Source organism: Acinetobacter sp. SM1B, from assembly GCF_003289665.1.
Classification (GTDB): Bacteria; Pseudomonadota; Gammaproteobacteria; order Pseudomonadales; family Moraxellaceae; genus Acinetobacter; species Acinetobacter schindleri.
This window is the reverse complement of record NZ_QMBM01000007.1, coordinates 1-9,396: the sequence shown is the minus strand read 5'-3', so window position 1 is coordinate 9,396 and position 9,396 is coordinate 1. Positions and strand designations below refer to the sequence as shown.

Below are 9,396 nucleotides of genomic sequence, written 5' to 3'. Positions count from 1 at the left end.
AAGCATAGGGTTACTTTTGGCCTTTTTTGCATAAGCATAGGGTTACTTTTTTATGGTTTTCCTATATGTGCATACTGTTATGTGTATAGTCTAATAACCTGTTATTCGTCTTTGTCTGGCTTCGGTTGTTCTGCTTTAGCTTTGGCTACTCGTCTAGCTCTTTGATTGGCTTTCTTTTCCTTAGCTTCCATTATTCGGCCTGCTGCTGCATAAGCCCCTTCTAATAACTCTTCTTCTTTTTTCAGCGTTATAACTTTTACATAAAGATTTTTTAAAATGTCATAGCTTCCAATGTTGGCCCGTTCTTCATCTGTAAGCTTTTCGCCTACTGCCTTGCACCATTCCCACTTCTCAATTAGTCCATGCTCGTCATCTAAAATCTTTTCCAATGGCTCTAAGATGCGCTGGGTGTAACGTCTATCACTGTTCTTAACGTCTTCTATCGTTGCTAAATGTGCTGCCCAAGTAATAGCTGTTTCTACTTTAAAAATCTTGCCTTTTACTGGCCCTTTTTGGTTTTTAATCGCTATAAGGTTATTGCCCATAGTTACGTAATTATTGTATGCCGTATGAAATTGGTGACTTGAAGCATCACTAATTTTTAAGATATTCATGTCGAAAGACTTAAGATAACCATTGCTTAAGTATTTTAAAAACTCCAAACCTAGTATTACTTCTGTGGTGTCTTTTTCTGTTTTGCTGGGCATGAAGCTGCTAAGTAGGTGGGCTTTACCTATATTTATAGATTTTCCGTTTAACTCTTCTTCTACACGCAAGTTAATACGGCTTAACACTTCTAAAGCGTTAAAAAATTCTTTCTTAAATTTATACTTAGCTTGCTTGCTCTCAATGTTTCGGTCTAAGTCGCTTGCCACTTCTGCAAGGTTTAAGCGTAATCCAATCTCTGTTACTGCTTCACGGTTTAATAGCTGTGTGGCATCTACAAGCATAAGCTGTAATAGCTTGCTCGTAAGGGGGGTAAGCTTAAGGTTTAATTTTGGCAAGAAATAATCATCAATATTAACTCTCACTCCCTCGAAGTCGATATAGGCGCTTCCTGTTGTGTACTGCTGTATCTCTTTCTTGTTTCTAGCTGCACTGGCCTTAATAACTGCTGCTGTGCCTTTGTTATGTAAAATATTGCGTACACTAGCTGTGCCTGCTTCTTTTGGGTCTTCTTTTACGTATAGGCTATCTTTTCGATCAAGGTTTAAATCTAGTAGATCTGGTAATAATTCAGGTAATAATTCCCCCATTATTTAGCCCCCGTTAATAAAAAATTAAAGGTTTGAATTACTGCCTTTTCTTTCGTTGGGGCATTCCTAATAATGCTTTCTACTTCCGCCTTTTCTGCTTCTGTGATTTGAATATCATCTACAGTAAAGCCTAAGCTGTGTAGCTCTCTAACTTTTTTCCCTAGTTCTGCTGGGTCGCCTTCGTCTTCTAGTAGGCCGTATCTTCGTATGTATAGATCTTCTGCAAAAGCTTCAAAATAAGGAAGCTTCGCTGTTCCGTCATCTCTATTAAATGCTAATAAATCTGGTACACCTGTAATCTCTACAAGCTTAAGCATGAAATATTGGAAGCCCTGTAGATTTCTAGCAATCTGCTTAAATTGTTTTTTAATATGTTTAATCTTAGATATGTACTTTTCACTTGCTAATACGTCTTCGGCCAAGTTCCTAACTAATCCTCGTCCTAAGTGGTAATAAAAAGTTCCATCTTTTATATTCCCTTTGGTTATTCCCTTAGCGCTTTCTATAACTGCTACTCCACTCGTTAAGTCGTGGCCTTTAAATGTTAGCAATGGGTCATCATAGGCATTTTTAGCGCCTAAAATATCCAGCTTGTAAGCTGTCTGGAAGTCTATAAGATCCTCTCTTATATGGTCGTCTGTAGTCAGGTTAGCCAAATACTCCAGCCCTTCTAACTTACTGTAATTCTCTAAAATGGCCTGTAATAACTCTGGGTAGTCATCTTTAAAGAAAAGCATTCCGCCTTTGGTTTCTAACTCTGAATCATCGTAAATGGCAAAATATTGACTTAGCATTACTAGCTTAGTTAGCTCTTCGTCTTTCTTTGGGTTGTCTTTGTCTTGCCAATAAGTTACTCGATAGGCTTCTATAGCTTGCTCGTTGGCCTGCTCTTTTTTATAAGCATCAAAATAGCGTTTGTACGGCGTCTTCTCTTTATTCTCATAGATTCTTATGTGCTTAAATAGCTCATATTCTACTAATTTATATAGTGAATATGTCCAGCTACTCACACGCTCCTTAGCTTCTTTTAATGCCTGCTCATAATCTCTTCTGGTTAAAATTCTGGGCTGTAGCGCTAATTGAAAGTAATTATTTTCTGCATCAATAAGCTTCATAATATGGCGCAAAAATTCAAGCCTAATTACGGCATAAGCCCGTTCTTGAGATTCAAAATCAATAGCAAAGCCCGTTATAAATCTGTAGATCTGTAGATAGTCGTTATAGGCCCTAATATCCTTGCTTTCTACAAGTGCATCTACATAAGCATCACGTTCCGCCTGTGTAAGTGTTGGCTGGTCTTTGTAGGTATTAACAAGATCTAAAAGAATAATCTTCCCGACTTCTTCACCTGTAAGCTTTTTCTTTTTAAGTAGCTTGCTTAGTGTGTTGGTAGCCATCAGTTACGCCCCCCTAATACAGTTTCCAGCATTTCCAGCTTGTGCTTAACGTCTTTCACTTCGATAGCTTTTAAAATATTAGAAATAACGGCGCTCTCTTTGCTGGCCTGTTCTGTTGTTACTTCGCCTGTTCTTACTCTTAAAAGTAAGTCATTTAAAGCTATAAGTACGTTTTCCATGTAATCGCCGTTCTGCTGGATATGGTTGTTTGCTGGTGTGTTAATCGGTAGATATTCATCTTTTAAAGCTGTTAGATATTTAAGCTTAAGATCCAGTAGCCGTTCTGGGCTGGCTTCATCAAAGCTCACTGTATCTATAGCGCTATCTATCTTTTTAACTGCTTCGCCTAGCTGGGTTATTCGGGCCTGTCGTGTCATGTGGTAACTTTCGTAAAGTTCTTCTAACTGCTCTGCTTTGCGTTCCGCTATTTCGGTTTTAAGTTCTGCTTCCCATCGCTGGCATGTGTCTTTACATACGCCGATCTCTTTAGAAATAGCCCTATAGCTCTTCCCTTCGGCCCTAAGTTGTATGTACTTAACTTTGTCTTCTGCTGGTCGCATTAACTTAAATATCCTCTTTAGTGGTTTCTACTTCCGCTAATCTTAATTAACGGAAGTACAATATATTTTGATTAATTTAGAAGTTTTCCCAATACCCACACTCACAAAGCACAATCTTTTCTTTGTCTTTAGCTTTATTTTTTTCTTTCTCTTCAAGAAATCCAAATAATTTACCGAAAAACTCTAAAACAGCACCCAGAAGTTCAAAAAGTACTGAGGGATTTGCAGCTACTCCAAATTGTGATTCATTAATTTTCGCAATATCACTAGCTGAAGCCCCCCTTTCTTTCTCAGCCTTAATAAGATCACTTTTTAAAACAATTTTAGTGTTTTTAGATTTACATCTTTTACATTGCAATGACATCAGCATCCCCCGATTGGTTAAATAAAACTCTATAAGGTTGTCTTTGTTAAATATGGGTTTTTAAGATCTCGTGCATCATCTCATTAACGCTCACGCCTTCTTTTTCTGCCCTTTCTTTAATGCTGTTATACAAGGAAGGTTGCATAAGCATCTGTACACGCTTGCTCTTAGTTTCTACATACTCTGGATTCTTTTTCATGGGTACGCCGTTGCTTGTTTGGGCTTTAGGTTCTTCACTTAACTTAGTTTCCAGCTCTTCCTTTGTTGGCTGAGTTAAAGCAAAGTCTTCCTGCTCTTTGGCTGTGCTAATAAATGCCATTGCTGGGTTAGCATCGGTAAAGCTCTTCTTACTCATTGGTTAATGTCCTTCCAGATCTCGTTCATTAGTGCATCATAATCTTGTGTAGCATTGCTTTTAGGGTCATAGCTGAAAACGTCCTGCTTCATGGCCTGCGCTTCTCTTACTGCTACGGCTTCCCTTATGTACTGTGTGTATACTTTTGTGTGTAGCTGCATAGCTGTATCTGTAATAACTTGCTGTAGGTCACGGCTTAAAATGCTTCGTGTGTTGTGCTTGGTTAATACAATGCCTAATACTTTTAGATCTTTGTTTGTATAGCGTTTAACGGCTTCTATTGTCTGCCCTAGCTGGGTTATACCTTGTAGGCTAAAAATGTCGGCTTGTGCTGGTATGACTGCGTAATCACTGGCTGTTAATGCGTTAATCGTGATTATGTTTAAACTTGGTGGGGTATCCATTATAACAAAGTCGAAGCTGTCCAGATCTGCTAAAGCTTCTTTTAATCTGTATTCCTTGCCTGTTTGACTTAATACGGCGTCTACGTTGGCTAGTGAAGGGGTGGAAGGTATAACGCTAAATCCGCTACTTGTAACCTGTGCTTTGTCTGCTTGTAATCGTCCAGCAATTAACACTTCTAGCGTGTTGTAATTGCTGTTACTTGCACCTGTGCTATAGGTTAAGTTCCCTTGCTGATCTAGGTCTAAAAATAGTACTTTTTTATTTTGCTTCGCTTGTAGCCATGCCCCTATAGCGTGTGCTGTAGTGGTTTTTCCTACTCCGCCTTTCTGGTTTATTACTGTTATTACTTTAGCCATATTACTATGCTCTTATATGTATACTTATATGTGTATGTGTAGATTATAAACTACTGTTTTTAAATATGCTACTGCTTACAATCCCTTCGCATGGGTTCGCTATGCGCTCTAAGTTGTGTGCATAAATCTCTGTCGTTGCTATGTTGCTGTGTCGTGCAAATTGTCTAGCTTCCTGTAATGTGCTGCCCCCTAGTAAAGATAAAGTTACGGCTGTATGTCGCAAGCTGTGGGCCGTTAATCTATTGCTGTTCAATCCTGCAAGCTTTAAGCGTTCTTTTACTATTCCGCTAATAGTTCTGGTTGTTAATCGCTTCCCTTTGCTGTTGTTGCTTGTGCTGCTGAATAACGGCGCTTTGTCTGTTGCGTCTGTACGTGTGGCTAAGTAGCTTCTAATCGCCTTTTCTACTTCCCTAGTAATAATCACATATTCGCTTTTTTCGTCTTTCCCTTTCCCTTGCACATAAAGCACGGTCTTACTTCCTAGTGTTCTTAGGTCTTCCAGATCCGCCCTTACAACTTCGATAGTGCGAAGCCCACAAGTGACCATTAAACAAAAAATGGCGTAATCCCTCTTTGCTGTGCTGGCTTCTGAATCCGCCGTGAAGGTGTCTATAACGTCCTTTACTTGATCTACGGTTAAAGCATCTTTCTTATGCCCATGCTCTACTTTTGCCCCTTTAATTTTATCTGCAATATTTTTATATAGCCCTTCCTGCTCCAACCATCTAAAGAAAAGCCGTGTAGCTGTTAAATAGGTCTTCACTGTGCTGGCCTTGTTTACTGCCTTCAATTCATCCCGAAAGGCTATAAGGTCGCTTCTGGTCGGCTGGCTTATGCTGTTCTCTGCAAAGTATTGGAATAGTCTTTTTAATGCTTTTCGGTAGGTGTCGGCTGTCTTTTCTTTAACGTCTAAAAAGCCAATAAAGTTAAAATATAGATCTGCATTTAATGCGCTAATGGTCGCTAATTGGTTGCTGCTTTCGTTAATTGTTCTTAGCTGGTTCATCTATTGCATCCCCTAATATGTATGCCTATATGAACATAGTATAGTATGTATATTATTATGTGTATACTGATATATGTATATGTATTAATTACTAAAGATCTGGCCCAAGTCTGTTACAAAGTGAATTATCCCCCCTTACAACTCACTTTTAAAGTGAATTGCTTGCTGTGTAAGGCTTTTGGGGGGGTGCGATAACTTCAAAAAAAAATGGAATCCCGTAATAGTCAGGCATTATTTTTTAAAGAGTTTTGTAACAGAAATAGGCCCTATTTTGGCGTTTAAATCCTAATCGGTGGAATGTCGTAATTAAGAGTTCCAGTGAGCAATTAAAGCTAAAAATCACTGCATGCAAAGTGAGTTGTAAATGAAATTCTTTTAACCAATTCCCTTAAAATCAATAAAAAAGCTAAGCCCCTAATTAGGGGCTCTAAAACTTTTACTTATATTCTCTTTTAGCCTGATCTAAGCCATCAAGAAATGATTTAACTAAATCAGATGAAACAGAAATAATCTTATCTTGCTTCCCCTTAAGTTTTAGCTCAAAACCATTTTTATTTTTCTTTAAAAAATCTTCAGAAAGTGTCACCCCTAAGGTTTCTTCCAGTTTACATCCTAAATATCTATTTGAGCAGTCTGCATTATGGCTAATCAAAACGACCTCATGTGCTACTCCACTCGTATCATAAGCAAGTTTAATTCCACCCCAGTCACCTAAAAAAGTTGCATCTAAATACAATTGCACGAATAAGTTCTTCTTACTGGAAGGGCTATAAGCACCTCTTAAGAGCATATTGTTAAATTCATTGGTTTTAATATTAACTACTTTCTCAAAACGATCATAAGTTACGTTAGCGCTTGTGTCTTTAGGTTGTAGTGATTTACCTATTATCTCTAAGAGGCCTTCAGTTTTGATAGGGCTACCATCAGCTTTTAAATAAATAGAACTCCAATACTTTTCATCATAAGGCTGATCTAAATTTACATAAAAAACATCGCAAGTAGACGTGATTAATTTTGTAGTTAATGATTTGTCCAAAGTGTATGCTTTACCAGAAATTTCTACATCAGTATTAAATTGCTTTAATCTTTTAAAAGAATCATGAGCTTTTGTTGTAAGCCCAGTTTCTAAAACCTTAAAATTGTTTTCTCTAAGGGCCGCATACTTCCTTTCACTTCTCTGCCCACTGGCAAACCTATCTTTGTTAGGGTCAATAAAAAAGTGTAGTAATACATACTTTTTAGATGACTCTGTCAGTTTGTACTCATTACTTTTTATTTCCTCATAATTACATGAATTTGCATATGCATTATTTAAAAATGTCCCAAAAAAAATAGCTGCTAACAATAGTTTTTTCATCTCCCAAACCCCTCTAGTAAAATTCCATAAGTAATTTAAATATGCTCTTCTATTAAACTATATTTAAGTTAATTCTAATAATTAATAGGTAATAAAAAAGGGGCTATATATGCCCCCTTTACGCCGTATTAAGCTTTAACCATGCTTGGCCTTAATACTTCTCCTTTTGATCTCTTCATGCTCTTTAGCGTTCTGTACTCGTTTTCTAAGTGCTTCGATCTCTTTAGCGTCCATCTGTTCAAAGCTGTTATTTGCTAAGGTGGCGTTAAAGCTGGCTATGCCTAAAGTTCCGCTACGGTTCTTTAAAAACTTAACGTCTACTTTACGTGGATTCTCTAATAATGCTTCCTCTGCATCCTGCCCCGTTCTAACTGCTGTTAGTTGTAAGGCCATTAATACATCAGCACTATATTCAATCTCCCCACTTTCCTTAAAGCTGCTAAAGCTGGCTTCTTTCGTGTAGCTGTCACGGTTAAAACTACTGATAACCATAACTGGCGTGTGGTAGTCACGGCTTAACTGTTTAAGCATAAGCACATCATAAGATACTTTGTTTTTATCGCTCATGCCTTGCTCTGCTGGCTGCAAGATCTGCAAGTAGTCCACTAATACAACTGGCGTTCTTCCAGTAGCTTTAACGTGTTCTTCTACTCTGGCTTTAATCTCGTTTACGGTAAATTTACCTACGGCTTCATGTATAAAAATATGCTTGGCGTATTGCATATAACGGCCATAAGCTTTAGTAAAGGTAGCTTGGTTCTGCTTCGGTAGTTCTTCCATTAAAACACGGTCTAAGATCTCGATAGTTGTAACGGCGTCCATGCTAAAGCCCGTTTCTTCTATTGATATGTTTAAACTCTCTCTAGCTATGGTTTTTGCTCGTAATTCATAAGCGCTCATTTCCAGACTGAAAATTAAAACATCACGCCCCTGCTTCGCTATGTTGTCCATTATCTGCAAGGCTAAAGTAGTTTTACCTAAGCTACTAATACCGCCTACGCATATAAGGCCCTCACGTAATCCGCCCCTTAATATTTCATCCAGCATTTTAAAGCCTGTGCTTATGGCTGGCGCTCTTTTGGTTTTAACGAAGTCTAGGAAGCCATTTAGCTGGCTTTCTACTGTGGCCTGTAGGTATTCTTTACGCTTAATACTTTCTTCATCTGTAAGCGCCCCTACAATAGCTCTAAATGCTTCTGGATTCGCTTGTAGCGCTTCGTTAGGGTCTTTGTACTGCAAAGCTAAATTGACGCTATATGTGGCAATCTGTGCCTTATCTAGCATGTCTTTAATTTCTCTCTGGGCCTTGCGTCCTGCTTCGTCATTATCCAAAGCTAAAATAATCGGGGGTAACTTGGCTTTGTTCTTCTGTATTAAGTCGTATAGCTTCCCTTTGTTTTGAGCGCCGTTTAACGCTATAGCTTCCATCCCTGCACTAATAACACTTAAAGCATCTATAGCGCCTTCTACGATTGCTACGGGCTTTCCTGATTTAATACATAAGCTATTAAATAACTCTGCTTCCCCTGCTTCCTCTACTTTTGGCTTGTAATGCTGTAACGGCTCTTCCTCGCTAATATTTCTTAATTGGTAGCTATAAGATGCATCTGCACGAAGCATAGGTATAACAAGCGCCGTACTCATGCCCTTAAAGTCCTGCACATATCCCAACTTAAAACGTGTAGCTACTTCCTCACTAATTCCACGTTCTGCATGGTAGTCGTGCATACATAAGCTTTCACTGGCCTTTAAAACAAAATCTGTAAAATCTTTGTAGGTCTGCTTAGGCTGTTTTGGAGATGGAGACATAATCATATTGTTTTCAATATATGGGCCGTTTTTGTCCTTAATTTGTCCATATCCATATAACTGCTTAATACGGTTAATCCCTTGTCCTTTCTGTAGTCCTTCCAGTGCTTCACAAGCTCCAAAAATGTCGTAACTCTCCCCACAAGAAAAACAATGCAAATAATGCTCATCTGCTTTATATCCCATACTTGGCGTGGTGTCGTTATGGGCTGGATTAATACAAAGAATGTTTTTGTTTGGTTTTAGCTGTATGCCATACATAGCAATGTATTCAGGTAGTTTTTGCTTTAATGCGTCTTTATCGTAATTGCTTAATTTTGGCATTTAAAAAGTAATCCAATCGGGCCGAACATATTCCCATCTTACATAAGCCCCCTATGCCAATAAGGGGGGCATTATGCACCTAAGTACTAACTAAATACTTACTAGAGTTTTTGCATCCTCTGTAAGCCTTATGTATTAAGGGCTGTAGCGTTTCGTCTGCATAAGCATAGGGTTACTTTTGGCCTTTTTTGCATAAGCATAGGGTTA

General features: G+C 38.3%; 9 protein-coding genes. All 9 read right to left on the bottom strand.

Annotation, left to right across the window (positions count from 1 at the left end; all coding sequences use genetic code 11):
* Positions 1 to 101: 101 nt before the first annotated feature.
* The 9 genes from C8322_RS13805 to C8322_RS13765 all read right to left on the bottom strand — a co-directional run bounded on the left by C8322_RS13805 (position 102) and on the right by C8322_RS13765 (position 9,189).
* Positions 102 to 1,256: a hypothetical protein gene (locus C8322_RS13805; RefSeq protein ID WP_111810803.1), complete on the bottom strand. Its 1,155-nt coding sequence runs from the start codon at positions 1,254 to 1,256 to the stop codon at positions 102 to 104.
* Entirely contained in the window at positions 1,256 to 2,653 is a 1,398-nt protein-coding gene (locus C8322_RS13800; RefSeq protein ID WP_111810802.1) for a hypothetical protein, read from the bottom strand. The genes C8322_RS13805 and C8322_RS13800 overlap by 1 nt, the downstream gene beginning before the upstream one ends.
* A complete protein-coding gene (locus C8322_RS14480; protein WP_111810801.1) occupies positions 2,653 to 3,213 on the bottom strand; it encodes a helix-turn-helix domain-containing protein in 561 nt (186 codons plus the stop codon). Before C8322_RS14480 ends, C8322_RS13800 begins: the two co-directional genes overlap by 1 nt.
* 76 nt (positions 3,214 to 3,289) lie before the next feature.
* A complete protein-coding gene (locus C8322_RS13790) occupies positions 3,290 to 3,577 on the bottom strand; it encodes a hypothetical protein (protein ID WP_146747337.1) in 288 nt (95 codons plus the stop codon).
* A gap of 46 nt (positions 3,578 to 3,623) precedes the next feature.
* Positions 3,624 to 3,932 (bottom strand): hypothetical protein, encoded by a 309-nt coding sequence (locus tag C8322_RS13785; RefSeq protein WP_111810799.1) that lies wholly within the window; start codon positions 3,930 to 3,932, stop codon positions 3,624 to 3,626.
* Positions 3,929 to 4,693, bottom strand: a complete 765-nt coding sequence (locus tag C8322_RS13780; protein WP_111810798.1) for a ParA family protein — start codon at positions 4,691 to 4,693, stop codon at positions 3,929 to 3,931. Before C8322_RS13780 ends, C8322_RS13785 begins: the two co-directional genes overlap by 4 nt.
* 43 nt (positions 4,694 to 4,736) lie before the next feature.
* Positions 4,737 to 5,699, bottom strand: a complete 963-nt coding sequence (locus tag C8322_RS13775) for a tyrosine-type recombinase/integrase (protein ID WP_111810797.1) — start codon at positions 5,697 to 5,699, stop codon at positions 4,737 to 4,739.
* A gap of 436 nt (positions 5,700 to 6,135) precedes the next feature.
* Positions 6,136 to 7,056 (bottom strand): hypothetical protein, encoded by a 921-nt coding sequence (locus C8322_RS13770; protein ID WP_111810796.1) that lies wholly within the window; start codon positions 7,054 to 7,056, stop codon positions 6,136 to 6,138.
* Between the two features lie 135 nt (positions 7,057 to 7,191).
* Entirely contained in the window at positions 7,192 to 9,189 is a 1,998-nt protein-coding gene (locus C8322_RS13765) for a DnaB-like helicase C-terminal domain-containing protein (RefSeq protein WP_111810795.1), read from the bottom strand.
* Between the last annotated feature and the right edge of the window lie 207 nt (positions 9,190 to 9,396).

Excerpts from the sequence above, each read along its gene's own strand:
- C8322_RS13780 (WP_111810798.1), bottom strand. The coding sequence starts at position 4,693 with ATGGCTAAAGTAATAACAGTAATAAACCAGAAAGGCGGAGTAGGAAAA.
- C8322_RS14480 (WP_111810801.1), bottom strand. The coding sequence starts at position 3,213 with ATGCGACCAGCAGAAGACAAAGTTAAGTACATACAACTTAGGGCCGAA.
- C8322_RS13775 (WP_111810797.1), bottom strand. The coding sequence starts at position 5,699 with ATGAACCAGCTAAGAACAATTAACGAAAGCAGCAACCAATTAGCGACC.
- C8322_RS13790 (WP_146747337.1), bottom strand. The coding sequence starts at position 3,577 with ATGTCATTGCAATGTAAAAGATGTAAATCTAAAAACACTAAAATTGTT.
- C8322_RS13770 (WP_111810796.1), bottom strand. The coding sequence starts at position 7,056 with ATGAAAAAACTATTGTTAGCAGCTATTTTTTTTGGGACATTTTTAAAT.
- C8322_RS13765 (WP_111810795.1), bottom strand. The coding sequence starts at position 9,189 with ATGCCAAAATTAAGCAATTACGATAAAGACGCATTAAAGCAAAAACTA.
- C8322_RS13800 (WP_111810802.1), bottom strand. The coding sequence starts at position 2,653 with ATGGCTACCAACACACTAAGCAAGCTACTTAAAAAGAAAAAGCTTACA.
- C8322_RS13805 (WP_111810803.1), bottom strand. The coding sequence starts at position 1,256 with ATGGGGGAATTATTACCTGAATTATTACCAGATCTACTAGATTTAAAC.
- C8322_RS13785 (WP_111810799.1), bottom strand. The coding sequence starts at position 3,932 with ATGAGTAAGAAGAGCTTTACCGATGCTAACCCAGCAATGGCATTTATT.